At 63.5% G+C, this 23,881-nt stretch carries 22 protein-coding genes and 1 pseudogene; 12 read left to right on the top strand and 11 right to left on the bottom strand.

From position 1 onward, the window contains the following. Positions 1–72 precede the first annotated feature (72 nt). Complete coding sequence (locus tag X735_RS159480; RefSeq protein WP_031212682.1) at positions 73–2,172, bottom strand: hypothetical protein; 2,100 nt, start codon at positions 2,170–2,172, stop codon at positions 73–75. A gap of 188 nt (positions 2,173–2,360) precedes the next feature. On the opposite strand from X735_RS159480, the gene X735_RS159485 reads away from it, so the two are divergent. From X735_RS159485 to X735_RS159495, 3 genes are all read left to right on the top strand, one after another. Beyond that, the gene (locus X735_RS159485) at positions 2,361–3,281 is read left to right on the top strand and encodes a neutral zinc metallopeptidase (protein ID WP_023809690.1); all 921 of its coding nucleotides are present in this window, start codon (positions 2,361–2,363) and stop codon (positions 3,279–3,281) included. A 154-nt stretch (positions 3,282–3,435) separates the two neighbouring features. Further along, positions 3,436–4,701 (top strand): tetracycline resistance MFS efflux pump, encoded by a 1,266-nt coding sequence (locus X735_RS159490; protein ID WP_023809689.1) that lies wholly within the window; start codon positions 3,436–3,438, stop codon positions 4,699–4,701. Then, entirely contained in the window at positions 4,698–5,615 is a 918-nt protein-coding gene (locus X735_RS159495) for an aldo/keto reductase (protein ID WP_023809688.1), read from the top strand. The genes X735_RS159490 and X735_RS159495 overlap by 4 nt, the downstream gene beginning before the upstream one ends. A 73-nt stretch (positions 5,616–5,688) precedes the next feature. Here X735_RS159495 and X735_RS159500 read toward each other — a convergent pair whose 3' ends face one another. From X735_RS159500 to carA, 3 genes are all read right to left on the bottom strand, one after another. Then, the gene (locus X735_RS159500) at positions 5,689–6,069 is read right to left on the bottom strand and encodes a helix-turn-helix transcriptional regulator (protein WP_023809687.1); all 381 of its coding nucleotides are present in this window, start codon (positions 6,067–6,069) and stop codon (positions 5,689–5,691) included. A gap of 14 nt (positions 6,070–6,083) precedes the next feature. Beyond that, on the bottom strand, positions 6,084–6,335 hold the full coding sequence (locus tag X735_RS159505) for a type II toxin-antitoxin system RelE/ParE family toxin (protein WP_023809686.1): 252 nt from the start codon (positions 6,333–6,335) through the stop codon (positions 6,084–6,086). 70 nt (positions 6,336–6,405) lie between these two features. After that, positions 6,406–7,623: a glutamine-hydrolyzing carbamoyl-phosphate synthase small subunit gene (gene carA, locus X735_RS159510; RefSeq protein ID WP_031212679.1), complete on the bottom strand. Its 1,218-nt coding sequence runs from the start codon at positions 7,621–7,623 to the stop codon at positions 6,406–6,408. A gap of 278 nt (positions 7,624–7,901) precedes the next feature. On the opposite strand from carA, the gene X735_RS159515 reads away from it, so the two are divergent. Together X735_RS159515 and X735_RS159520 are read left to right on the top strand one after the other, a co-directional pair. Beyond that, on the top strand, positions 7,902–8,351 hold the full coding sequence (locus tag X735_RS159515; RefSeq protein ID WP_023809684.1) for a GatB/YqeY domain-containing protein: 450 nt from the start codon (positions 7,902–7,904) through the stop codon (positions 8,349–8,351). 128 nt (positions 8,352–8,479) lie between these two features. Then, positions 8,480–8,794, top strand: coding sequence for a hypothetical protein (locus X735_RS159520; protein WP_023809683.1), 315 nt, complete (start codon positions 8,480–8,482; stop codon positions 8,792–8,794). 114 nt (positions 8,795–8,908) lie between these two features. Here X735_RS159520 and X735_RS159525 read toward each other — a convergent pair whose 3' ends face one another. Beyond that, positions 8,909–9,814 carry a LysR family transcriptional regulator gene (locus X735_RS159525; RefSeq protein WP_023809682.1) on the bottom strand — a complete coding sequence of 302 codons (906 nt, stop codon included), beginning with the start codon at positions 9,812–9,814 and terminating at the stop codon, positions 8,909–8,911. 102 nt (positions 9,815–9,916) lie between these two features. On the opposite strand from X735_RS159525, the gene pcaD reads away from it, so the two are divergent. The 3 genes from pcaD to X735_RS159540 all read left to right on the top strand — a co-directional run bounded on the left by pcaD (position 9,917) and on the right by X735_RS159540 (position 11,477). Then, positions 9,917–10,708: a 3-oxoadipate enol-lactonase gene (gene pcaD / locus X735_RS159530; protein ID WP_023809681.1), complete on the top strand. Its 792-nt coding sequence runs from the start codon at positions 9,917–9,919 to the stop codon at positions 10,706–10,708. A 262-nt stretch (positions 10,709–10,970) separates the two neighbouring features. After that, on the top strand, positions 10,971–11,216 hold the full coding sequence (locus X735_RS159535) for a hypothetical protein (protein ID WP_023809680.1): 246 nt from the start codon (positions 10,971–10,973) through the stop codon (positions 11,214–11,216). A gap of 111 nt (positions 11,217–11,327) precedes the next feature. Next, positions 11,328–11,477 carry a hypothetical protein gene (locus tag X735_RS159540; protein WP_245273118.1) on the top strand — a complete coding sequence of 50 codons (150 nt, stop codon included), beginning with the start codon at positions 11,328–11,330 and terminating at the stop codon, positions 11,475–11,477. Positions 11,478–11,580: 103 nt separating this feature from the next. On the opposite strand, the gene X735_RS1000000167195 is transcribed toward X735_RS159540, so the two are convergent. Beyond that, positions 11,581–11,724, bottom strand: coding sequence for a zinc-binding dehydrogenase (locus X735_RS1000000167195; RefSeq protein ID WP_023809679.1), 144 nt, complete (start codon positions 11,722–11,724; stop codon positions 11,581–11,583). Between the two features lie 78 nt (positions 11,725–11,802). Continuing rightward, positions 11,803–12,786: a hypothetical protein gene (locus tag X735_RS159545; RefSeq protein ID WP_023809678.1), complete on the bottom strand. Its 984-nt coding sequence runs from the start codon at positions 12,784–12,786 to the stop codon at positions 11,803–11,805. A 403-nt stretch (positions 12,787–13,189) separates the two neighbouring features. Between X735_RS159545 and X735_RS159550 the strand changes: the two genes are divergently transcribed. Next, the gene (locus X735_RS159550) at positions 13,190–13,903 is read left to right on the top strand and encodes a DNA helicase (protein ID WP_023809677.1); all 714 of its coding nucleotides are present in this window, start codon (positions 13,190–13,192) and stop codon (positions 13,901–13,903) included. 19 nt (positions 13,904–13,922) lie between these two features. Here the strand turns inward: X735_RS159550 and X735_RS159555 are convergent, their stop codons facing one another. Next, positions 13,923–14,876, bottom strand: a complete 954-nt coding sequence (locus X735_RS159555) for a hydrogen peroxide-inducible genes activator (protein ID WP_023809676.1) — start codon at positions 14,874–14,876, stop codon at positions 13,923–13,925. A gap of 263 nt (positions 14,877–15,139) precedes the next feature. Here X735_RS159555 and katG point away from each other — a divergent pair, with 263 nt between their 5' ends. Together katG and X735_RS01000000165610 are read left to right on the top strand one after the other, a co-directional pair. Further along, positions 15,140–17,338 carry a catalase/peroxidase HPI gene (katG, locus tag X735_RS159560; RefSeq protein WP_023809675.1) on the top strand — a complete coding sequence of 733 codons (2,199 nt, stop codon included), beginning with the start codon at positions 15,140–15,142 and terminating at the stop codon, positions 17,336–17,338. A gap of 181 nt (positions 17,339–17,519) precedes the next feature. Continuing rightward, positions 17,520–18,076 (top strand): annotated as a pseudogene (locus X735_RS01000000165610) (GNAT family N-acetyltransferase). Positions 18,077–18,084: 8 nt separating this feature from the next. On the opposite strand, the gene X735_RS159565 reads toward X735_RS01000000165610, so the two are convergent. Next, positions 18,085–18,501 carry a helix-turn-helix domain-containing protein gene (locus X735_RS159565; RefSeq protein ID WP_023809674.1) on the bottom strand — a complete coding sequence of 139 codons (417 nt, stop codon included), beginning with the start codon at positions 18,499–18,501 and terminating at the stop codon, positions 18,085–18,087. A 106-nt stretch (positions 18,502–18,607) separates the two neighbouring features. Here X735_RS159565 and X735_RS159570 point away from each other — a divergent pair, with 106 nt between their 5' ends. Next, positions 18,608–20,782, top strand: a complete 2,175-nt coding sequence (locus X735_RS159570) for a heavy metal translocating P-type ATPase (RefSeq protein WP_023809673.1) — start codon at positions 18,608–18,610, stop codon at positions 20,780–20,782. Between the two features lie 59 nt (positions 20,783–20,841). Here the strand turns inward: X735_RS159570 and X735_RS159575 are convergent, their stop codons facing one another. Beyond that, positions 20,842–22,026 carry an MFS transporter gene (locus tag X735_RS159575; RefSeq protein WP_023809672.1) on the bottom strand — a complete coding sequence of 395 codons (1,185 nt, stop codon included), beginning with the start codon at positions 22,024–22,026 and terminating at the stop codon, positions 20,842–20,844. Positions 22,027–22,170: 144 nt separating this feature from the next. Next, a complete protein-coding gene (locus X735_RS159580) occupies positions 22,171–23,835 on the bottom strand; it encodes a Na/Pi cotransporter family protein (protein ID WP_023809671.1) in 1,665 nt (554 codons plus the stop codon). Positions 23,836–23,881: the final 46 nt, after the last annotated feature.

Here is a 23,881-nt window from a genome sequence, read left to right as displayed (position 1 = left end):
GTTGACGTCAGCTGTTCTGGGCGAACGCCGTCTGCCGGAACGTGGTGGCGGCGCTTTCAACAAACCGTTCCCTCACTCGCGGACGTCCTGCACCCAGCTGCGCGGGTGGCCGTCGACGCGGAACTGGAAGATGAAATAGGGCGGAATGCAGGTGCCTTTGCCAGCTTTCGCTTCCGCCAGATCGTCATAGCCTGCGGTGCAGATGTAGTCCTCGCGGCAGGGATGCGCCTTGTCGCAGGCTCGTAGGCCGGCGGTCTTGGTAAATTCCTTCGTGCAGAATTTGTGGTCCTTGCCCGACGCGATGCAGTCGTTGAAGCCGGTCTTGGCCAGACGCCCGCACGTTGCTTCGTCGGGAAGCTTGTCGCAGCTTGCCTTGCGCAGCATGCCACCGGGAAAGCCGCCGGTCTTCTGCTGCGGATTGTCGTAGCGCTGGCGCGCGGCGCCATAGCCGGCGAGTTTGACCAGCGGCTTCTTGTCCTTCGCGGAGTCGATGGCGCAGGCCTTGGCGGTGGCCGGCGACAGGCGGCAATACTGGTCGCTGCCCCAGCTCGACATCTTGATCTCGCCGAACTCGACGGGGTCGCCGACCACCGTGCCTGCTTCGCTGACGCAGGTGCCGAAGCCTGGATGGAAGGCGCTTTCGTGGACACCGGCGCAGCGCAGGCCCGCACCGCAGCTCCAGTCCTTGAAACTTGCATCCTCGCCGCGATAGCAGATCGAGCCCCAGCCATTGTAGAGGTCGGTGTCTTTCAGCGCCTCGGCATATCTGGCGTCCGGACGGGCGGCGAAGCTGCGCGTAAAGTCTAGCTGACTGCCGGCGGCGAACTGCTCGACGATGGCGCGGCGGCGCGGCAGGTCGGCGAAGAACACGGCCGAGCCCGGCACGAAGACGGCGTTGCGGCGCGGCTCGCTCACCGGATCTGCGCCGGTGTAGTGGAAACCGGCAATGCCACGCGTCTGATGGCAGCCGGTGCAGCTCATCTCGTTGAGCCGCAAGTTGAAGCCGGCCACCGACTTGATGGTCGAGAGTGTGTTGCCCCTGGCGATATAGTTCTTCAGCGCCTTGTCGATGTCCGCGTCGTCGACCAGCCCGTAGACGATGTTGTTCTGCGACCGGCTGAGACCGCCGGGGGCGACGGAGACGGCGCTCCTGGCCAGGAACTTTTCGTCGATCACCAGCCGGCCATGGTCGAGGTCGTAGATGTTGCGGTCGGTGAGCAGCCATTTGGCGAAGGACGGCTTGTCGGCCAGCACAATGGCGCGGTCGATCTGGTTTTCCATCTTCGCTTCATAGAAGCTGGACGCAGCCGGATCCCATTTGAAGATCTTCAGGAGATATTCGGCATGGCCGCCGAAATCGCGCCGCGTCGAGGCCGACAGCCTGAGCACCTGCATGTTGAGTTCGAGCCGCATGATCTGCGACGAATTCAGCATGGTGCCTGACAGCGGCCCTTCGTCGGAGCGCAGCCAGGCGGCAAGCTGGTCGGGTGGCAGGTCTTTTTTTCCAGCTGCCAGCCAGCGCTGGGCAACATCGGCGCAGGACACGTCAGTGGCGCTTGGCAGGTCCTTCGAGGCGCGCGCTTGTGCCTGCCTGGGTTTGGCGTTGAACACCAGGCTCATGGTCAGCGGCAGGCGCGAGGAAATGCGCTGGCCCGCCTTTCCCTTCACAGGCTTTTCCGCGACCGAATAGTGGAAACGGTAGATCAGCCGGATTTCGCCGCATTCGGTGTGGCCGAGATAGCCGCGGTCCATGCGGTTGACGACGCCGGTCAGGTCCAGCGTCGAGCCGTCGTCATCGATGTATTTCGGATTGAATTTCTGGCTGGTGTCCTTCGACTTCGCCATGGCAGCAACATAGGGATCGGGGCTGGTCTTCGGCTCGTCGGCTATCTGCCGCTTGACTGTGTCGCGCACCGTGGCCAGCGCCGGCACCGAAAACAGGCCGCGATTGTCGACCTCGCGGGTGAGGCCGAGTGCCGGGCCCAGCAGGCGGCTGATCGACAGGCCACCACGCTCCAGCGCCTGCAAGGTGGCGGGATCGGTGACGGCAACGCTGGAATCGAGCGTGGCGGCACGGGCGGACCCGATGCCGAAACAAGTCAATGCCGTCAGCAACAGCAGGAATTGGCCGATCGTCCGCAAGCGCCCCTCGCTTCCCAGAGAAACGGACATTAACGGTCTTCGATAGTCTCGGCCATGGGGACGATTGCAACGCCGAGCCGCTCGCCGCAACGAGCTTGGCCGCAAGGCGACCCGTATGGCCAAAAAGGCCATCGAAAAATGCTGTGACTTGGCGCAACCATTGGGATAATTGTTTGTTGCCCCGGAACAACGGGGAAGTTGCTGCACGAGGAGTTGCCATGCTCTGGAAGGGCCGTCGTCAGAGTGACAATATCGAGGACGACCGCAGCGACAGCGGCGGTGGCGGACTCGGCGGCGGCGGTGGCCAGTTCCGCATTCCGATCGGCGGCCGCACCGGTGGCGGCGGCAGCATCTTCCTCGTCATCCTGGTGGTGCTGGCCGGATGGTATTTCGGCTTCGATCCGTCGACGATCCTAGGTGGCGGCGACGGCGGCCTGCTGCCGGGCGGCGGCGGCCAGATCACCGACAACAGCGGACAGGACAACGGTGCCACACCGGCCAATGACGAGATGAAGCAGTTCGTGGCCACCGTGCTGGCCGAGACCGAGGACACCTGGTCCGGCATCTTCAAATCTCAGGGCCTAACCTACGAGGATCCGAAACTGGTGCTGTTTTCCGGCCAGGTCCGCTCGGCCTGCGGCTTCGCTTCCGCGGCGGCCGGACCGTTCTATTGTCCCGGCGACCACAAGGTCTATCTCGACATGACCTTCTTCCAGCAGCTCGACCAGCAGTTCGGCGCCTCGGGCGAATTCGCCCGCGCCTATGTGATTGCGCATGAGGTCGGCCACCACGTGCAGAACCTGACCGGCATCATGTCCAAGTTCAACCAGATGCGGCAAAGCATGGGCGAGGTCGAAGCCAACCAGATGTCGGTGCGAATCGAGCTTCAGGCCGACTGCTTTGCCGGCGTGTGGGCGCATTACACCGGGCAGAAAGGCATATTGGAGCAGGGCGACATCGAGAGCGCACTGAACGCCGCCAAGCAGATCGGCGACGACACGCTGCAGAAGAAGACGCAAGGCTATGTTGTGCCGGAAAGCTTCAACCACGGCACCTCGCAGCAGCGGCAGACCTGGCTGGCGCGTGGTTACAAGAGCGGCAAGCTGTCGGAGTGCAACACGCTGAGTGGGCCGATCTGACAGACCGTTTTCGAGCTTCACCTGCCGGCGATGCTGCCGTCAGGGGGTGTCAGGATGAATAGAATCAGCCTGTTCTCACATTGTTCCTTGCGGCGGGCTCGCCTATAAGTGCGTCCGCCTGCGCCTGAGGGCGAGCAGAGGAGCTTGATCCTGCATGATCGACCCTAAAACCGCCAGACGGGGCCTTGCGCTCGTCTTCACCACGCTGCTGCTCGACATTATCGGCTTCGGCATGATCATGCCGGTGCTGCCGGCCTATCTCAGGGAATTGACCGGGGTCAGCATCAGCGGCGCGGCGATCGAAGGCGGCTGGCTGTTCTTCGTCTATGCGGCGATGCAGTTCGTCTTCGCGCCGATCATGGGCGGCTTGAGCGACCGGTTCGGGCGGCGGCCGATCCTGCTCGCATCGGTGCTGACCTTCTCCATCGACAATCTGATCTGCGCGGTCGCCTGGTCCTACCCGATGCTGTTCATCGGGCGTGTGCTGGCCGGCATTTCAGGCGCCAGCTATTCGACGACTTCAGCCTTCATCGCCGATATTTCGAATAATGAGAACCGGGCAAAGAATTTCGGCCTGCTCGGTATCGCGTTTGGCGTCGGCTTCGTCATCGGGCCGGTTCTCGGCGGGCTGCTCGGTACGTTCGGGCCGCGCGTGCCGTTCTATTTCGCCGCCGGGCTCGCCTTCGTGAATTTCCTCATTGCGTTGTTTTTCCTCCCGGAAACGCTCGATGACAAGCATCGCCGCCGCTTCGAGTGGAAACGCGCCAACCCGGTCGGCACGCTGCTCCAGATGCGCCAATATCAAGGCATCGGCTGGATCGGGCTTGTCTTCTTCCTGATGACGCTCGGGCACATGATGTATCCGGCGGTCTGGTCGTTCGTCTCCAGCTATCGCTATGGCTGGAGCGAGCAGCAGATCGGCTTCTCGCTCGGCGCCTTCGGCCTGTGCGGTGCGATCGTCATGGCGACGGTGCTGCCGCGCGTGATCCCGAGGCTTGGCGAGTGGAAGACGGCGGTCATCGGCCTGACATTCACGGCAGCCAGCGCCTTCGGCTATGCCTTCGCGTCGCAAGGCTGGATGATCTATGCGGTGATCGTCGTCGGCTGTCTGGAAGCGCTGGCCGATCCACCGCTGAGGAGCCTCGCCGCCGCCAAAGTGCCGCCATCGGCGCAAGGCGAATTGCAGGGGGCGATGACCTCGATCTTCTCGATCACCTCGATCATCACGCCGCTGCTCTATACGGCGATCTTTTCCTGGCTCACCGGGCCAAGCGCGCCGGTGACCTTCGGCGGTGCGCCCTATCTGGTGGGCGCATGTTTTCTGACGCTGGCGGTCATCGTCTTCGTCACCAAGGTGGCGAGGCCCGCGGCGCGCGCAAATGTCACCGCCGGCGTCGCCGAAGATGGAGCGCAGGTGTGAGTCACAGCCGCATTGCGCTGACTCGGGACGGACTGTCGCTGTCGCGGTTGGTCTTCGGCGCCTCGCGTCTGCTCGACAGCGCCGCCCGCCCGGATGCCGATCAGGTCGCACGGCTGATCGGCACCGCCGTCGATCTCGGCCTGACCAGCTTCGATCATGCCGACATCTATGGGAACTACGAGGTGGAAGCGGCCTTCGGTGCGGGATTGGCGCGCTGGGAAGGCAAGCGCGACAGCATCGAGCTGATCTCGAAATGCGATATCATGCTGAAGTCGCCAAACCGGCCGGACAACCGGCTGAAGCACTACGATACCGGTGGCGGCCATATTGTTGCGTCGGTGGAGCGGTCGCTTGCCAATCTCGGCACCGACTATATCGACCTGTTGCTGCTGCACCGGCCCGACCCGCTGACGGATGCCGACGAGACGGCGGCAGCTCTTGCCAAGCTGGTCACATCTGGCAAGGTGAGGGCGGTCGGCGTCTCCAACTTCACGCCGTCGCAGTTCGATCTGCTGGCCTCACGGTTGCCGTTCGCCCTCGCCACCAACCAGATCGAAATGTCGGTGCTGAAAACGGCCGCATTGACCGACGGCAGCCTGGACCACGCGCAGCGCCTTGCCTATGCGCCGATGATCTGGTCGCCGCTCGGGGGCGGCTCGCTGTTCACCGGCAAGGAGGGGCGCGAGGCGCGGGTGCGGGCAGCGCTTGCTGCGGTGGCCGCCGAGATCGGAGCCGGCGATCTGGCTGCCGTCGCGATCGCCTGGCTATTGCGCCATCCGGCCCGATTGGTGCCGGTGCTGGGTTCGATGAAGCCGGAACGGCTGGCCGCCATGGTCAAGGCGTTGGAGATCAGCCTCGACCGCCAGCAATGGTTCGCCATCCTGGAAGCCAGCGAAGGCCGGCCGGTGGCGTAGGACGAGATACTAGAGTCTTTGTTTGACGCAATTCCCGGACGGAAAACCGTTTCACACTTTTCCCGGGATTGCTCTAGGTTTCGATCCATTCGCCGGGGATATCCAGCGTCTTTGCCAGCATGGCACTGGTCTGCGGCGATGGTTTGCGACGATTGGATTCGAGGTCGGACAGGAAACCCTGGCTGACACCAATAGCAGTCGCCAAATCGGCTTGGGTCAGGTTGCGCCAATTGCGCAGCGCCTTGAGCCGGCTCGAGCCCCGCAGGATATCCATGGTCACGGCAGCGGGCAGGGGCTTTTCCGTTTTGAGCTCGGCCTTCCGTTCATCGTAGATCGCCACATCCGCAGCATCCATGGCTTCTTCAGCGGCATGCAGCAATGCCTCGTAGTCGGCCCTCGGGATGACGACCAGTTCTTCGCCGGTTGAGGTCTTGATGATTTGCGGGGCGTTCATGATGATGTCCTGTCCTATGGCCTGCTATAGGTCGTCGTTTCACGCTTGCCGATGTAGATCGCGAGAATCGTGGTGCGGTCTTCGTCGAATATGACGCGGTAGCGGCCGATACGCAGTCTATAACCGTTCCGGCCGGCAAGACGCTTTACATCTCCACGACCGCTGACGGCGTAAGTGATCAAACCTTCGGAAACCTGCTCGCGGACATCCGCCGGCAGGTTATCGAGATCGCGAGCCGCCGATACTGAAAGGATGATCGTCTTCACAACAAATAATATCGCACATTTATCGCTTTGCGTTAAGCGATATTATAGCTAACAGCCGATCCTCAAAGGATCAGGCCCGTTCGGCCAGCAATTCCTCGCCGCGCTTTTCGCGGATCAAATTGACGAAGCGGCGGAACAGGTAGTGCGAATCCTGCGGGCCGGGGGAGGCTTCGGGGTGATGCTGGACCGAGAACACCGGCCGGCCGGTCAGCGTGATGCCGCAGTTCGAACCATCGAACAGCGAGACGTGGGTTTCCTCGACGCCCGATGGCAGCGAGTCGGCATCGACGGCAAAGCCGTGGTTCATCGAGACGATCTCGACCTTGCCGGTGGTGTGGTCCTTGACCGGATGGTTGGCGCCGTGATGGCCCTGGTGCATCTTGGCGGTCTTGCCGCCCAGCGCCAGTGCCAGCATCTGGTGGCCGAGGCAGATGCCGAACACCGGGATGTCGGTCTTCAACAGATCCCGGATGACCGGCACGGCATAGTCACCGGTGGCTTCCGGGTCGCCGGGGCCATTGGAGAGAAAAATGCCGTCCGGCTGCATGGCAAGGATTTGTTCGGCGCCGGTCTTGGCCGGCACCACCGTGACCTTGGCGCCGAGGCCGGCGAGCAGGCGCAAGATGTTGCGTTTGACGCCATAATCGATGGCGACGACGTGCATTGTCGGTTCGGTCTGCTCGCCAAAGCCTTCGTTCCACACCCAGGGCGTCTCGCGCCAGACCGAGGACTGGCCCGACGTGACTTCCTTGGCGAGGTCAAGCCCGATCAGCCCCGACCATGCGGCGGCGCGGCGCTTCAGATCGTCGAGGTCGAACACGCCATCGGGCGCATGCGCGATGACGGCGTTGGGCATGCCCCTTTCACGGATCAGCGCGGTGAGCGCGCGGGTGTCGATGCCCGAAAGGGCGACGATGCCGCGCTTCTTCAGCCATTGGTCGAGACCAGCGCCGGCGCGGTAGTTGGACGGGTCGGTGACATCGGCCTTGAACACGGCGCCAACGGCGCCGGCGCGGGCGGCCGGATTGAGATCCTCGATGTCCTCGTCATTGGTGCCGATGTTGCCGATATGCGGGAAGGTGAAGGTGACGATCTGGCCGGCATAGGAAGGGTCAGTGAGGATTTCCTGGTAGCCGGTCAGCGCCGTGTTGAAGCAGACTTCGGCGACGGCGGAGCCGGTGGCGCCGAGGCCGCGACCTTCGATGACGGTGCCGTCGGCCAGCACCAGAAGGGCGGTCGGCTTTTCAGTGGTCCAGGCGGGCGTCGAGGCGGCGGTCATCTCGGCCATGGCGGCACTCCTATCGGGCTGCCCGCTGCAACCGGCCCGGCGGGCCATCTGCGCGGCAAACGGCGCGAAGCGGCGATTTTCGCGGCCTCCACGCAGTCAAATTTCCGTTCATGCAAGGCCCAGTACATAGGGGAAGGGGGCAGAGCGGTCAATGATCATGCGAAATGCCGCCATGTTTTATTTCGCCTAGCAAAATCAGTGGCTTGCCCCGGCATATCAGGGTTTGCCTTGGCTCGCCCCCGGCGCTATTGTCCGCGCCGATCGAAGGAGAATGTACCATGCGCGGCAAAATCGCCGAATCCCTGAAGAGCGCGATGAAGGCGCAGGACAAGCACCGGCTGCCGACATTGCGGCTGATCCAAGCGGCCATTCACGACCGCGACATCGCCAATCGCGGTTCGGGCAAGGAGCCGGCCAGCGATGAGGAGATCCTGCAGATCCTGGCCAAGATGGTGAAGCAGCGCGAGGAATCGGCCAAAGCCTTCGACGACGGCAAACGGCCGGAACTCGCCGCGCAGGAGCGCGGCGAGATGGAGATCATCCGCACCTTCCTGCCGACGCAGTTGGACGATGCGGCGGTGACGGCTGCGGCGCGCGAGGCGATCGCCGCGACCAGTGCGGCCAGCCAGAAGGACATGGGCAAGGTGATTGCCGCACTGAAGCAGAAATATGCCGGCCAGATGGATTTCGGCAAGGCGAGCGGCATCGTCAAGGGTCTGCTGCAGTAGGGTGCTGCTCATCTCGTCGCTTGGGTGGCCGACCGGGCGCTCCCGGAACCCAGATCCGTCCGGAAGTCCAGGAGTTGGAACTCGGATACCGCCGAGATGTTTATCCGTCATGCAACTGGAGAGATGTCATGACTGACAACGAAACCCGCTACGAAACCGGCGCGACGAAATATCCGGCGAAGACCGATGCCGACGCTTCCGATGAATTCGCCCAGGATGCGGCCGCCAACAAGAAGCCCGCCAGCGGAATGGGGCTCACCCGCCGGGTGGGCGAAGTGGAAGACCGAACCCGCCAGTCGGACGGACAAAACCCGCCAAGGCAAGGCACGCCGAGCGCCGCAACCGAAAAGACGTCCGGGGCCGGCCCCGCTATCGCGGAGCGTTCAAAGGACGTCAAGGCTCCGAAGAGCGGCCGCCAGCCTGGAGCGTATCACAGGAAGTGATCGCTCGACGGGACCCGAGAGGTCCTGGCATTGCACGGCCGGTCATTAATGACCGATTTCCACTGGCGCCTTTCGCGACTGGTTGGTCGGTATCTGTCCGGCGGGCCTCCTCGGCTACAATGCACGGCGCAATGTCGGCGCTTCCTGCTGGATATGATCCCACAGCCGGTTGGCGATCGGCCCATGCGGCCGGTCGCGGCGCCGCGCCACCACCAGTTCGTCGGTGCGGCCCGGCAGATGGCGGCCGGCAATGGATTGCAGGCGCCCGTCATGCAGTTCTTCCTCGATCAGGAAGCGGGGCAGGTGGCCCCAGCCAAGGCCCTGCAGGATTATCTCCTTCTTCATGCCCTGGTCGGCGACGAGGCATTGCGGCGCGCCTTCGATCAGCGAATAGTTTTGTTGTGGCGAATGGCGGGCGCTGTCGCGCATGACGCATTGGGTGAGTGCCTGCATCTGGTCCAGGGTGATCGGCTGCTCGATACGCTCGGGCAGAAAGCCCGGCGCCACCACGGGAATGAAGGACACCTTGCACAGATCGACCCATTCCACCCGCGCATCGCCCTTGTCGACCCAGTGCAGGATCAGATCGGCTTCGTCATCGAATAGACGCTCCCATGGGCCGCCGACCGCTTCGAAATGCAGATGCAGGCGGGTGCCGGGGCACTGTGCGAAGAACCGCCCGAGCATGCCCAGCACATGCGGGCGCGGGCACAGGTCGCCTATCACCACGTGGATCTCGCTTTCCTCACCCATCGCCAACTGGGCGGCATGGACGCGCAAACCATCCAGCTCGCGCAGCAGCGATAGCGCTCGGCGGTGGAACGACAGCCCTGCCTCGGTCGCACGCACGCGATAGCCGCTGCGGTCCAGGAGGCAAAGGTCGAGCTGTCGCTCCAGCTTGGCGACGGCAGCGAACACCGCCGGATGCGAGCGATGCAGCACGGCCGCCGCAGGCTGAAAGCCGCCGGTGCGAATCACCGCATCGAAGCATTGAAGGTCGTGGAGAGTAAATTCGGTCATGTCGGTTTTTATTACAAAGATTGTCCCATCTTTGTAATATCAACAAAATTATCCCTCGGCTACGTTTGGCCTCATTCAAACGTTCCAGAAGGAATTTTCATCATGAACAAGCTGAATTTCGTCACGACGGGCGACGGCACGCGCATCGCCTACCGCTTCGACGGCGAGGCAAGCAAGCCGGTGCTGGTGCTATCGAATTCCATCGGCACCACGCTGCACATGTGGGACAGGCAGGTTGGCGAGTTGTCGAAGCATTTCCGTATCCTGCGCTACGATTTTCGCGGCCATGGCGGATCGAGCGTTCCTGTCGGCGCCTACTCGCTCGACCGGCTTGGCCGCGACGTCATCGAACTGCTCGACGCGCTCGACCTGCAACGCGTACATTTCCTTGGCCTGTCGCTTGGCGGGTTCGTCGCGCAGTGGCTCGGCATCCACGCGCCCGAGCGGATCGACCGGCTGATCCTGAGCAACACCTCGTCTCATCTCTCGCCGGCAAGCTATTTCGACGAGCGGATTGCCGCGGTGCGGCAGGCACCGGACATGTCGGAAACCGCCGAGACGTTCCTGAGCAACTGGTTCCCCGCGTCGATGGTTGCCGCCAACGAGCCCGTGGTCGAAGAGTTTCGCACCATGCTGCTGGCTATCGACCGGCAAGGCCTGGCGGGCCTGTTCGCGGCGGTTCGCGACGCCGATCTTCGCCGTACCGTAGCACTGATACCGCGACCGACGCTGGTGATCGCCGGTCGGCACGACACGGTGACAGCAGCCAGCCACGGCGAGATGATTGCCGCGGCGGTGCCCGGCGCGAAGCTGGTCGTGCTGCCCGCGGTCCATCTGTCGAACATTGAGTATCCGGCAGAGTTCATCCAGGCTGTGGTCGATTTCCTGCGCTGAGCTGGAGCGCGACGGAAAGGCGTCCGGCGCCAGTCCGGTGGTCGCCGAACGTTCGAAGGAGGCCATGGTTCAGAAGAGGGGCGGCGGCCTCGGTCAACGTGAGCGCCTAAGCCGAACCGAGCCCATCTGGCGAAAAGCGTCTTCAACGCTTTTCGGAACGATCCCGTCACCTTGCCATTATCAGCACGAGGGCAGGCTCGGACCCGACCTTAGAGGTGGCCGGTGACTTTCGAGCGCCAACACGAACACGCCGGAGGAAGCGATGACTGGACGCAAAACCCACGATCAACAAATTCGCATCATTGAAGAGCGGGAAAACACAAAGAACGCCGGCAAGGATTTCGATTCAGAGGCGGATCTGAAACGATCAGCGGCGGAACGCGAAGCGCTGCGCAAGGGATCGGACATGAGAACCGACACACCGGACCTCGTCGATCCGGACGACCGCAACATCCTTCGCGGCAAAAATCAGGAAAGCGTCCATCACAAAAACCGTCCTGACGACTAGATGAGCACCGATCCTGGAACATTTCTCATAGATTGGAGGCAGCCCATGGCACGCGGGAGCAAGAAACACATCGGAGCAGGTTCGCAGGGAAAGGGTTCTGGGACAGGCGCCATGACCGTAACGCCAAAGGACAAGCTCGAAGAAAACAAGGTTCTGTCCAATCGCGACAAGGCACAGCATTCCAAAGAACGCGGTTTGGACTCCAGGCAGGTCGCGACAGAGCAGCATCAGGATCATGCCGCCAACCGTTTACGGGACTGACGCCCTGCTGGACGCCAGCCTCGGCGCGCCGCTAGCTTTTGATAAAATTGGCTCGGCGGCCTGATCCAGCTCTGCGTCCGGGGGAATCCACGCAACCACGTCGCTAGGCGGCGACCTCAAATACGATCCTGCCGCGCACATGCTCGTTTTCCAGCCGTTCTTCCGCCTCGGCGACCTCTCCAAGAGGGTAGGTGGCTTGCACGAAGGGGGTGACTTTGCCGGCCTCGATGAGGCGGCCGATCTCCACGCGCGCTCCGCCACTTTGCCTTTTCCGCCGAACATAAAGCGGCACGGTCCTAATCAACGCGGCGGTGCGATGCGGACTTCAAGACGCTTCGCAGATCGGCAGCGGCTGCGGCGGTGGTGCCGGGTGATCCTTCCTGTATTGGGCGATGATCGGCTCGAGGGTCTTTCGCGGCCAGAATTTAGGTGTGCCGATTTCCTTCAGGCAGGACGCGTTCCAGTAGGCGCCCGGCTGTGAATGGTTGGCTGCGACCGCGGCGATGTCGCGCGATTCCGGGTAGATATAGAGCGTCGTCGGATTGTCCTTGACCATGGTGATGATCTGCTGCGCATCCGCCGGCGACCAGCTGGTGCAGCCATTGCTGCGGCCGCCGGCATAGTCCACCAGTTTGCCGAACGGCACGAAGCCGTCATGGTCGGCATGCGAACTTTTCGGGTTTTTGCGCAGGCATAGGCCGTGCAGCACCTGGGCGGCATGGCCGCCGATCACCCGCTGCCTGGCATTCGCGGCCTCGCCTTCGCCGTCGAACTGGATGAAGGTGCGCTGGAAAACCGCGTCCTGTTTCGCAACGGTGCGGTAATAGCCCTTGAACGAGGTTTTTGCCTCGCGGGTGATATAGCCGCCGCCGGCCGTCAACGACGAATCCATCGCATTGCCGAAATTCTTCGCGCACCGCTTGCTGTTCGAAAAATCGACAACGCCTTTCAAATCCCGGCCGCTGCCATGACCCGACGAAATCGCGCGAAACGACTGGCTGGCTTCGCAGATGACGTAATAGCGGCGCCCCAGAACGCCATCGCCCAGATCGCTGGGGCGCGTCGCATCCATGGCGAAGTAGCAGGGGTTCTTGACTGCACCTTGCGCGACCTTCTTCCGGTAAAGCGCGCGGGCTCGTTCGAGGACAATTTGTGAGATCTGGCCGTCGCTGTTGCCGATGTGAGCCTGCAGCCAGGCCGGAACGTCAGATGGTGCGGCAAAGGATCGAGCCGACATCGTCAAGGCAATGGCGGCGACGAGGAGGCTGAGGATCGGGACGATACCCAGAGGGACGAATCTCAACCGCACCGGATCAACTCCTGCCAAAGCCGTTTCCTTGCGGTGTTGCCGCCGGGAATCGATCATAAAGGGTCTCGCATTATCAGGCGAAACACATCTTGTTTAGCGCACCCTTTGTTAACGCGTGCCCTCCGCAAGTCCGCACGAAGAGCCATGAAGGAGATCGACGCGCGCAAATGCTCCTACGCCGGGATGCTGGCTCGAGGCTTGCAGCGGGCTCCCCGCATCTTTGAATGTCTGCGATTTTCGATACGCAGGGATTGAGCTATCATCTGATTCTGGCGCAGCCCACGCCTCCTCCCTCCGCCGGGAAAGCATCGTTCATGCAGGGCACTCTCATCACCGAACCGACTGTTCGAGCGCCAGGCATAAGGAGGGATTGCGGAAACTGCTCGCACCAGGAGGTTTTGCAATGAAGCTGTCCGCGCCCGTTTACCATCTGAAGCGTCAAGCCAAGCTGTTGTCCCGCGAGGCCAAAATTCCGCTCCACGAAGCGCTTGATCGTGTTGCAGCACAGGAAGGCTTCGCCAGCTGGAGTCTGCTTGCAGCCAAGGCAGCCGAGGCGGCGCCTGCCGGCATACTGTTTGCGCAACTTGCGCCCGGCGATCTTGTTCTGGTGGGTGCACGACCCGGCCACGGCAAGACGCTGATGTGCCTCGAACTCGCGGTCGAAGCCATGAAATCAGGCCATCGCGGTGTGTTCTTCACGCTGGAGTATACGCAGCGGGATGTGCTGGGCCGGTTTCGCGCCATCGGGGCGGACCCTGCACGGTTCAACGACCGGTTCGTGTTCGACAATTCCGACGCCATCAGCGCCGACTACATCGTCAGAACGCTGGCGGCGGCGGCGCGCGGTACGCTGGTGGTCATAGACTATCTGCAACTGCTCGATCAGAAGCGGGAAAACCCGGACCTGATGGCGCAAGTCCGCACGCTGAAGGCCTTTGCCCGCGACAGGGGATTGATCCTCGTTTTCATCTCGCAGATCGATCGCTCATACGATCCGGCGAGGAAGCCGGTTCCCGATATCAGCGACGTGCGGTTACCAAACCCTCTGGACCTGTCGCTGTTCGACAAGACCTGCTTCCTGAACAAGGGCGAAATCCGGTTCCACGCGGCAGGCTGACGATCCGGTCAGCCAGCCTTCATTGGGCCGCTGCCGGTAGATTCAGAGGCTGTGCAACCGATGCCGAACTGTGCTGCGCGCGCAATGCTTCGGCCGCCTGGCGAACCACTTCGGATATAAGCAGCAGCTGTTTGGCGATCGGGCTTGTCTTGCGCCAGATCATGCCGATCGTCCGCGATGGTTGGGGATTGGCGAAGTGGGCGATAGAGACTGCCGCGGAGCGCGTCTCCACCGGCACGGCCATTTCGGGGATCAAGGTGACGCCGACGCCGGCGCCGACCATCTGCACCAGGGTCGACAGCGAGCTGCCGTCCAGCAACTCGCGCGGCCGTGCCGAATGCATGTTGCAGAACGACAGCGCCTGATCGCGAAAACAATGGCCCTCCTCGAGCAGGAGCAGCCGCATCTCGCGCAGCATTTCGCGGTTGGGCACCGGCTTTCCCTCATCCTCGCCGGGCCGGACCAGCACGAAGTTCTCGGCAAACAGCACGATTTCCGTCAGCGAGGGTTCCGACACCGGCAAGGCAACGATGGCCGCATCGAGCCGGCCGTCGGCCAGTTCCTGGATCAGCTTCTGCGTCTGCGTTTCGCGCACGTGGATATCGAGCCCGTCATGCATGCGGGCGAGGTTGCCGATGATGGCAGGCAGAAGATAGGGTGCGATCGTCGGGATCACGCCGATGCGCAACCGTCCCACCAGCCGGTCGCGCGAGGCGCGGGCCAGATCCGTCAGCTCGTCCACCGAGCGCAGGATGTCGCGGACGCGCAAGGCGAATTCCTCGCCGAAATTGGTCAGCCGGACCTGGCGTGGGCCTCTTTGGAAAAGCGCCGTGCCAAGCGTTTCCTCCAACTCCCGGATCTGCACCGAGATGGCGGGCTGCGAGATGGCGCAGGCATCCGCCGCGCGTCCGAAATGGTTGTGCCGCGCCAGTGCCTCGAAATAACGCAACTGCTTCAGCGTCAGGTTTGTCATAATGTCATCTTATCGCTGTAATCAGGAAATCCAACTTAAATTAATCAGACGGCTTTGCTATACGAGTCGCAACGAAGATGAGGAGCAGCCGGGACCGCCTGGTGAGGCGCATGCCCGCAGCAACAGGACATCCAACATATTCGGTCGCGTATCGGGCATATGGTCATCGCGCCAGCCATGAAACGGACCGCCTCCAGGGACATTTCTATGTCCCTGTCACGCAGCAGTTGAACAGCTCAACACAGCCACGATCGGAGAAGAACATGGACGCACAGACCGATGATCCCAGCGCCGGCAAATGCCCCGTTGCACACGGATCCTCCAGCAGGAGCAACCGTGACTGGTGGCCCAACCAACTCGATCTTGGCGTTCTCCATCAGCAATCGAACCTTTCGGATCCGATGGGCGAAGAGTTCGACTATGCCGAGGAATTCAAGTCGCTCGATCTCGATGCGGTGATCAAGGACCTGCACCAGGTGATGACGGATTCGCAGGATTGGTGGCCGGCCGACTTCGGCCATTACGGGCCGCTGTTCATCCGCATGGCCTGGCACAGTGCCGGCACCTACCGCATCGGCGATGGCCGTGGTGGCGCCGGGGCAGGCCAGCAGCGTTTCGCACCGCTCAACAGCTGGCCGGACAATGCCAATCTCGACAAGGCGCGCCGGCTGCTGTGGCCGGTCAAGCAGAAATATGGCCGCAAGATTTCCTGGGCCGACCTTCTGATCCTCACCGGCAACGTCGCGCTGGAATCGATGGGTTTCAAGACCTTCGGCTTCGCCGGCGGCCGCGCTGACGTCTGGGAGCCCGAGCAGGACGTCGACTGGGGTTCGGAAACCAAGTGGCTCGACGACAAGCGCTATTCCGGCGACCGTGAACTTCGCGGCCATCTCGGCGCCGTGCAGATGGGGCTGATCTACGTCAATCCGGAAGGGCCGAACGGCACGCCGGATCCGCTGGCCTCGGCCCGCGACATTCGCGAGACCTTCGCCCGCATGGCCATGAATGACGAGGAGACCGTGGCGCTGATCGCCGGTGGTCACACCTTCGGCAAGACGCACGGTGCCGGCGATGCGTCGTTGGTTGGCGCGGAGCCAGAGGGCTCGATCATCGAGGCGCAAGGCCTCGGCTGGTCGAGCAAGCATGCTTCCGGCATTGCCGGCGACGCCATCACCTCGGGCCTCGAAGTGACCTGGACCACGACGCCGACCAAGTGGAGCAATAATTTCTTCGACAATCTGTTCGGCTTCGACTGGGAACTGACCAAGAGCCCGGCCGGCGCCCATCAGTGGACGCCAAGGGGTGGCGCCGGGGCCGGCACCGTTCCGGATGCGCACGATCCGTCAAAGCGCCGCGCGCCGGCGATGCTGACCACCGATCTCGCGCTGCGGGTAGATCCTGCCTACGAAAAGGTGTCGCGGCGCTTCCACGAGCATCCGGAGCAATTCGCCGACGCCTTCGCCCGCGCCTGGTACAAGCTGACCCATCGCGACATGGGTCCGGTCGCCCGCTATCTCGGCCCGCTCGTGCCGAAGGAAGAGCTGATCTGGCAGGATCCGATCCCGGCCATCGACCACGAGCTGGTCAGCGAGCAGGACATCGCCTCGCTGAAGGCGAAGATCCTGGCATCGGGCCTTTCAGTCTCCGAATTGGTCTCGACTGCGTGGGCCTCGGCCTCGACGTTCCGCAATTCCGACAAGCGCGGTGGCGCCAACGGGGCACGTATCCGACTGGCGCCGCAGAAGGATTGGGACGTCAACCAGCCGGCGGAACTGTCGAAGGTGCTTGCCAAGCTCGAAGCCATTCAGAAGGAGTTCAACGCGGGCAGCAAGAAAGTCTCTCTTGCCGACCTGATTGTGCTTGGCGGCGTTGCCGCGGTCGAGAAAGCCGCGAAGGACGGAGGCCATGAGGTGAAGGTGCCGTTCACGCCAGGCCGCATGGACGCCTCGCAGGAGCAAACGGACGTGCATTCCTTTGCCGCGCTCGAGCCAAAGGTCGACGGCTTCCGCAATTACGTCAGGGGCAAGCAGCCGATGTCGGTCGAGGCCATGCTGGTCGACCGGGCGCAGTTGCTGGCGTTGACCGCGCCGGAATTGACGGTGCTGGTCGGCGGTCTGCGCGTGCTCGGCGCCAATACCGGCGGATCGAAGCACGGCGTGTTCACCGACAGGCCGGGCACTTTGACCAACGACTTCTTCGTCAATCTGCTCAGCATGAACACGGTCTGGGATCCGGCCGCCGGCTCTGTTCCGGGTTCGGAAGAGGTGTACGAGGCGCGCGACCGCAAGACCAAGGCGGTCAGGTGGACCGGCACCCGTGCCGATCTGATCTTCGGCTCGCACGCCCAGTTGCGTGCGCTTGCCGAGGTCTATGGCTCCGCGGATGCAAGCCAGAAATTCGCCAGGGATTTCGTGGCGGCATGGACAAAGGTGATGAACGCCGACCGCTTCGACATCGCCTGACTTCGCATAAGGGTACTCCCGCGCGCCTGCGCCGGAGCTCCAGTCCTCCCAAGGACATAAGATCGGGGCCGCGTTTCCAGCGATGGAAACGCGGCCTTGTCGTAAGAGGCTGCTCCTTGGTGGACCGTGCCTTGCCGGGCAATGCTGCTATTTATCGGCGTAGCGTCTCCGCCGATGCACCATGATCGAAATCGTCAAACCCGCGCTTGAACATCTGCCATCCTACAAGGTGGCGCTCGAGCGCGGCTGGTCACCGGACAATGTGCGGCTGATGGAAGCGACGCGCGAGCAGCTCGCGGCCATCGAAAAGGATCCCGTGGCCTTTCTTGCCGACCTCGACAATCCCCAGGCCAAGGGCGGCCCGATCAGCTTGCCCGACGGCAAAAAAGTGCCGCGCCTGCCGGGCTTCCGCCGCTGGATCTGGGATGGCGAGGCGTCGGGCTCGATCGGCTTTCGCTGGCAGAAGGGCACGGCGGGACTGCCGCCGCATGTGCTCGGCCATATCGGCTATTCGGTGGTGCCGTGGAAGCGGCGGCGCGGCTACGCCACCGAGGCGCTGCGGCTGATGCTGGACGAGGCGAGGGCGGTCGGCCTGGCTCACGTCGATATCACCGCCAAGCCGGGCAATCCGGCCTCGCACAAGGTGATCCTGGCCATGGCGGCAAGCTCGTCGAACGCTTCTTCGAGGACGCCGCCTATGGCGGGGCGGAAAGCTTGCGGTTCCGGATCGAGCTGTAGGATGTGTCTCAACCATGCTCATCGGCGCACAGCGCATGATCCGACAGCGCGCGGATGACGTAGCAGTCGCCGACCGTCTGGCCATTGCAGCACGTGGCGATGCGTTCGAGCTCGGCCTCGAGTCGCTTCAACTGGGCAATCTTTTCCCGCACCGAGATCAGTTGCTCCTCGGCGATCTTGTCGGCGTGGCCGCAGGGCTGCTCGGGGTGGCCGCTCAAGTCGATCAGGGAGCGGATGTCGTCGACGGCGAAGCCGAGGTCGCGGGCGTGGCGGATGAAGGCCAACCGCTCCAGCTCCTGCCTGGAATAGCGGCGCTGGTTGCCTTCCGAACGCTCGGGCGCGGCGACAAGGCCCATCTGCTCATAATAGCGGATTGTCGGCACCTTGACCCCGGTGCGACGCGAGAGATCACCGATCGAAAACATGAAATTTTCCCTTGAAGCTCTAGTGACTAGAGCAATTATAGTGCCTGACATCAGCATTCAAGACCCATGCGGCGACGCCGCGCGGGCAAGACAGGCAGGTAATGTGATGACGACGCCGCTCAAGCAGGAAACGATCGGGCAGACACGGTTCAAGATCGGCGGCATGGACTGCGCCTCCTGCGCGGCCAAGATCGATACGGCGGTGCGTCGTCTCGACGGCGTCGCCGATGTCTCGGTTTCGGTGACCGGCGCCAGCATGACGGTCAGCCACAGCGGTTGGCTCAACGACGACAAGGTGCTGCGGCAGGTGGCGCGGCTGGGCTACGGCATCGTCAAGGCGGAAGGCGGGGCCGATGGGCGTGCTTCAGTGGCCAAGGATCATGATCATGCTGATCATGATCACAGCGATGCGGCGCCGGGGCAGGCGTGGTGGCGCTCCCGCCGTGCTGTGCTGACGCTGGCCTGCGCGGCAGCGCTTCTCGCCGCCTACGGCATCGGCCATCTTCTTCCTGCGGCCGAGCGCTGGGTCTTCCTTGCCGCCCTGCTGGTCGGCCTGGTGCCGATCGCACGGCGAGCGCTGATGGCGGCATTGGCCGGCACGCCGTTCTCGATCGAGATGCTGATGACCATCGCGGCGATAGGCGCCGTGATGATCGGGGCTACGGAAGAAGCCGCCGCCGTGGTGGTGCTGTTCCTGATCGGTGAACTTCTGGAAGGTGTCGCAGCCGGCCGGGCGCGGGCGAGCATCCAGGGACTTGCCGATCTGGTGCCGAAGACGGCCTTGGTCGAACGCGCGAGCGGCACATCGGAAGTTCCTGCCGAACAGCTCGGCGTCGGCGACATCATCCTGGTGCGGCCGGGCGACCGCATTCCGGCCGATGGCGAGATCATCGAGGGGTCGAGCGAAATCGACGAGGCGCCGGTGACCGGCGAGAGCACGCCCAAGCGCAAGGGCACTGGAGAGCCCGTCTTCGCCGGTACCGTCAGCACCGACGGCGTGCTCAGGGTTCGCGTGACGGCTGCCGCGTCTGACAACACCATCGCTCGGGTCGTGCGGCTTGTGGAGGAGGCGCAGGAAGCCAAGGCGCCGACTGAACGCTTCATCGACCGCTTCTCAAGATACTACACCCCGGCGGTGCTGGCGGTCGGCGCGCTGGTTGCGCTGTTGCCGCCGCTGCTCATTGGCGGCGACTGGAACGAATGGATCTACAAGGGCCTGGCGATCCTGCTGATCGGTTGCCCCTGCGCGCTCGTCATCTCGACGCCGGCAGCAATCGCCGCTGGCCTTGCGACCGGCGCGCGGCGTGGCCTGTTGATGAAAGGTGGTGCGGTGCTGGAAGGGTTTGGCCGGATCACGGCGGTGGCCTTCGACAAGACAGGCACGCTGACCGCGGGCAGGCCCGTGGTGACCGACATCATGGCCTATGGCCGCGATGAACGCACCGTGCTGGCGCTGGCGGCAGCGCTCGAGCAGGGTTCCAGCCATCCGCTGGCCATGGCGATCCTCGACAGGGCCAAGGCTGATGGTGCGCCGGTGCCGCCGGCTCTGGCGGCGAAGGCGATCTCGGGCAAAGGTGTCGAGGGCAGCGTCGGTGGCGTCGCCGTCTTCCTCGGCTCCGGTCCGGCGGCGGGCGAACGCGCCGACATGACGCAAGTGCAGCGCCTTGCCGTCGACAGCCTCAACGGGCAGGGCAAGACCGTCTCGGTGCTGGTCGCCGACGGCGTGGTGGCAGGGCTGATCGCCATGCGTGACGAGCCGCGACCGGATGCGGCGGTCGGCATTGCGGCGCTGAAGGCCGAAGGCATCCGCACGATCATGCTGACCGGCGACAATCGCCGCACGGCGCAAGCCATTGCCGCTTCGCTCGGCATCGAGGCGCGGGCGGAGCTGTTGCCTCAGGACAAGCAGCGCATCATCGGCGAATTGCAGCGCGAAGGGCTGAAGGTCGCCAAGGTCGGCGATGGCATCAACGACGCACCGGCGCTCGCCGCCGCCGACATCGGTATCGCCATGGGCGGCGGCACCGATGTAGCGCTGGAGACCTCGGATGCGGCAATCCTGCATGGCCGCATCACGGACGTCGTGCGGATGGTGAGGCTGTCGCGGGCGGTGATGGCCAATATCAGCCAAAACATCAGTGTGGCGCTCGGGCTGAAAGCGGTGTTCCTGGTCACCACCATTCTAGGCATCACCGGCCTGTGGCCGGCGATCCTGGCCGACACCGGCGCCACCGTGCTGGTCACCGCCAACGCCATGCGCCTGCTGCGCTGGCGCGGGTGAAGTGTTTTGGTTGATCCGATCTTTTCGGAAAACCGGCGGCCACTTTTCCGGATCGTGGTCTATTCCGCCGGAGCCGTCAGCGGCGGCGTGGCGTTGCTGCGCCCTTCCCAGACATAAGATGCCAGTGCGACCGCGACGGCGACCAGCATGGCGATGGCGCCCAGCAGCGGCAGGCTACGGTAGCCATAGCCGCTGTTCAGCATCGCGGCGCCCAACGACGCGGCCAGCGCGATGCCGACATTGAAGCCGGACGGAATGAGCGACGAGGCGAGGTTCGAGGCGTCCGCCGTCCAGGCCAGGATGCGGGTCTGGATCGGTGTGCCGATGGCGAAGTTGAGGCCGCCCCAGACGACGATCGCCACAACCATCGGCAGGGGATAGGGGCTGACGGCGTAGATGACGGCCAGCGTCACCGCCTGCAGGGCCAGCATGGTGATCAATGACGGCATTAGCTTCCAGTCGGAGAGCTTGCCGCCGAGGAAGACTCCCAGGGTGGCACCGACGCCGTTGAGCAGCAGCACCCACGGCACCAGGTTCTCGTCGAGCCCGGTGACCTCCAGCAGTGTCGGGGTGATGTAGGTGAACAGGCCGAACTGGCCGATCATCAGCATCAACATCAGGATCAGCGAGGTCCAGACCTGCTGGCGGGCCAGCACACGGACCTCGCGGGCAAAACCGGCGGGCCTGACCGACGATCCGGTGGTGCGCGGCAACAGGGCTGCCATGGCAAGCGTTGCCGCCACGCCGAGCGCGCACATCACCCAGAAGGTGGCACGCCAGCCCCAGATGTTGCCGATCGCGGTGCCGGCCGGCACGCCGATGACGTTGGAGACGGTGAGGCCGGACAGGATGACGGCGACAGCCATGCCGCGCTGGTCCTCGCGCACGAGACCGACGGCGACGACCATGGCGACGCCGAAATAGGCGCCATGCGCGACCGCCACGGCAATGCGCAACAGTAGCATCGAGGTGAAGTCGGGCGCCAGCGCGCAAGCCGCCTGGCCGATGGTGAAGGCGATGGCGAGGCCGAGCAGCAGGCTTTTGCGTGACAGCGACTTGGTGGCGAGCGCCAGCAGCGGGCCGCCGATGGCGATGCCGCCGGCATAGCCGGAGACGAGGTAGCCGGCCGAGGGGACCGAAACGCCAAGACCTTGCGCCACCTGCGGCAGCACGCCGGCAATCACGAATTCGGTGGTGCCGAAGGCAAAAGCGGCAATGAACAGGGCTATAAGCGGAAGCGACATGGCAAGGCCTTAGCTGGAACGGCCTCAAACCACGGATGGGCTTTGCGGGCAATGAAGAAATTTTTGTCGCGAGTTTAGGTTTTCTTCAGTGAGCGAGGCGGTGAAGCGCCAATCTCCCTCCTTGTGGGGGAGATTGGCTGCTTCTCAGCTCGCCTTCAACCGCGACCCAGTGAGCAGACCGCGCTCTTCGAGCACCGGATAAGCCATCGAGGCCAGCAGCGAATTGATCTGCTTCAGGTCGCGGATGGTATCGAGATGAATCGAACTGGTCTCGACGCTTTTGGCGGTGCCGTCGCGCAGCCGCACGAAATGGCTGGCGCTGGTTTCCTTCTCGCGGTCACGCAGCTGGTCCTTTTCCAGCACCAACTGGCGGGCAGTCTCGGGATCGCGCGACACCAGCACATTGAAGGCAAGCCGCGCATTGGCCAGCACCGAGCCATGGAAGGCGCACAGCTCGGCCCAGCCCTCGTCGGTGAATTCCAACCCGCGCTCGAATTTCTTCTTCACATGCACCAGCATGTTGCGCACGATGATGTCGCCGACCTGCTCGAGCTTGACGCAGGCGCCGATCAGTTCCTGGCAGCGCAGCGCTTCGTCCTCGGTCAGCGGGTTCCTGGTCAACTTGGCGAGGTAGAGCTTGATCGCGGCGTGCTTGCGGTCGACGCGGTCGTCGAGTGCGGCCAGCGCCTTGATCTTGTCGGCATCGGCACTTTCATAGAGTTCGATGATGCGCTTGAGCATGATCTCGATCGTCTCGCAGACCCGCACCACCTCGCGGGTGGCATTGGCCAGCGCCTGGCTCGGCACGTCGAGCGCGCTTTCGTTGAGCGCGGACAGTTCGACGACGTCAAGCGAGGCGGCCGGCACCGGCTTGGTGCCAAGTGCGACGATCTTCTCCGAAGCGCGGTAGACGAACCCTGCCAGCGGCAGGCCGGCGAGCAGGATCAGCACGTTGAACAGGATGTGGGCATTGACGATCTGGTCCGCCGCCGTCGAACCGAGAAAGGCGAAGTGCGGCCTGAAGATCATGACCAGGATCAGCATGACAAGCGAGCCAAGCCCGCGCATCAGGAGGTTGCCGATCGGCACGACGCGCACTTCGGGGCTCGACGAGCGGGTCAGCATCGGCGCGATGATCGAGGAGCCGAGGTTGACGCCAAGGATGAGAACGACGCCGAGTTCGGGCGTGATCAGGCCGCGGCCTGCCAGCGTCGCCATCAACAGCACCGCCGCGATGCTCGATTGGAACAGCCAGGTGATCAGCGCCGCCAGCAGATAGGCGGTGATGGAATCGGTCGAGAAGTAGTTGATGATGACCGGCATGAGCTGGCTGTTGCGCAGCGGCTCAGACGCCTGGCCGATCATCTCCAGCGACAGGATCAAAAGGCCGATGCCGACCAGAATGCGGCCGGTCTGGCGCCAGTCGCGCCGCTCGGTGGCCATGAACATGACCGTGCCGGTGATCAGGCACAGCGGCACCAGCAAGGTGAGGTCGAAGGTCAGCAGCTTGACCACCAGCGCAGAGCCGATCTCGGCGCCGCGCACTGCCAATTGGCCCGCGGCGCCCGAGACGATGCCAGAGCCGGCGAAGGAGCCGACCAGCAGCGTGACGGCTGTGGAACTCTGCAGGGCGATGGCAAGGCCGGTGCCGGCCAGCACCGCCATGATCGGATTGCGCATGGTGGCGCGCAGGCGGTGGCGCAGCACGTCGCCATAGGCGCGTTCAACGCCGGTCTTCACCATGCGGGTGGCAAACAGCATCAGCGCCACGGCGCCGGCCAGATGCAGAAGGACGACGGACCCGCTCATTTCGCCCCCCGCATGCAAACAGGATGCGCGTCCTGTTTGGCGTGGC

It is taken from the genome of Mesorhizobium sp. L2C084A000 (genome assembly GCF_000502875.1).
Taxonomy (GTDB): domain Bacteria; phylum Pseudomonadota; class Alphaproteobacteria; order Rhizobiales; family Rhizobiaceae; genus Mesorhizobium.
Note: the sequence above shows the minus strand (reverse complement) of the source record. Positions and strands in the feature narration are given on the sequence as shown.

Bases quoted from the DNA above. Each gene is read 5' to 3' on its own strand.
- X735_RS159480 (WP_031212682.1), bottom strand. From the start codon at position 2,172: ATGTCCGTTTCTCTGGGAAGCGAGGGGCGCTTGCGGACGATCGGCCAA.
- X735_RS159575 (WP_023809672.1), bottom strand. From the start codon at position 22,026: ATGTCGCTTCCGCTTATAGCCCTGTTCATTGCCGCTTTTGCCTTCGGC.
- pcaD (WP_023809681.1), top strand. From the start codon at position 9,917: ATGAACAAGCTGAATTTCGTCACGACGGGCGACGGCACGCGCATCGCC.
- X735_RS159540 (WP_245273118.1), top strand. From the start codon at position 11,328: ATGACCGTAACGCCAAAGGACAAGCTCGAAGAAAACAAGGTTCTGTCC.
- X735_RS159490 (WP_023809689.1), top strand. From the start codon at position 3,436: ATGATCGACCCTAAAACCGCCAGACGGGGCCTTGCGCTCGTCTTCACC.
- katG (WP_023809675.1), top strand. From the start codon at position 15,140: ATGGACGCACAGACCGATGATCCCAGCGCCGGCAAATGCCCCGTTGCA.
- X735_RS159520 (WP_023809683.1), top strand. From the start codon at position 8,480: ATGACTGACAACGAAACCCGCTACGAAACCGGCGCGACGAAATATCCG.
- X735_RS159565 (WP_023809674.1), bottom strand. From the start codon at position 18,501: ATGTTTTCGATCGGTGATCTCTCGCGTCGCACCGGGGTCAAGGTGCCG.
- X735_RS159550 (WP_023809677.1), top strand. From the start codon at position 13,190: ATGAAGCTGTCCGCGCCCGTTTACCATCTGAAGCGTCAAGCCAAGCTG.
- X735_RS159535 (WP_023809680.1), top strand. From the start codon at position 10,971: ATGACTGGACGCAAAACCCACGATCAACAAATTCGCATCATTGAAGAG.
- X735_RS159570 (WP_023809673.1), top strand. From the start codon at position 18,608: ATGACGACGCCGCTCAAGCAGGAAACGATCGGGCAGACACGGTTCAAG.
- X735_RS159500 (WP_023809687.1), bottom strand. From the start codon at position 6,069: ATGAACGCCCCGCAAATCATCAAGACCTCAACCGGCGAAGAACTGGTC.
- X735_RS159555 (WP_023809676.1), bottom strand. From the start codon at position 14,876: ATGACAAACCTGACGCTGAAGCAGTTGCGTTATTTCGAGGCACTGGCG.
- X735_RS159525 (WP_023809682.1), bottom strand. From the start codon at position 9,814: ATGACCGAATTTACTCTCCACGACCTTCAATGCTTCGATGCGGTGATT.
- X735_RS159580 (WP_023809671.1), bottom strand. From the start codon at position 23,835: ATGAGCGGGTCCGTCGTCCTTCTGCATCTGGCCGGCGCCGTGGCGCTG.
- X735_RS159485 (WP_023809690.1), top strand. From the start codon at position 2,361: ATGCTCTGGAAGGGCCGTCGTCAGAGTGACAATATCGAGGACGACCGC.
- X735_RS159515 (WP_023809684.1), top strand. From the start codon at position 7,902: ATGCGCGGCAAAATCGCCGAATCCCTGAAGAGCGCGATGAAGGCGCAG.
- carA (WP_031212679.1), bottom strand. From the start codon at position 7,623: ATGGCCGAGATGACCGCCGCCTCGACGCCCGCCTGGACCACTGAAAAG.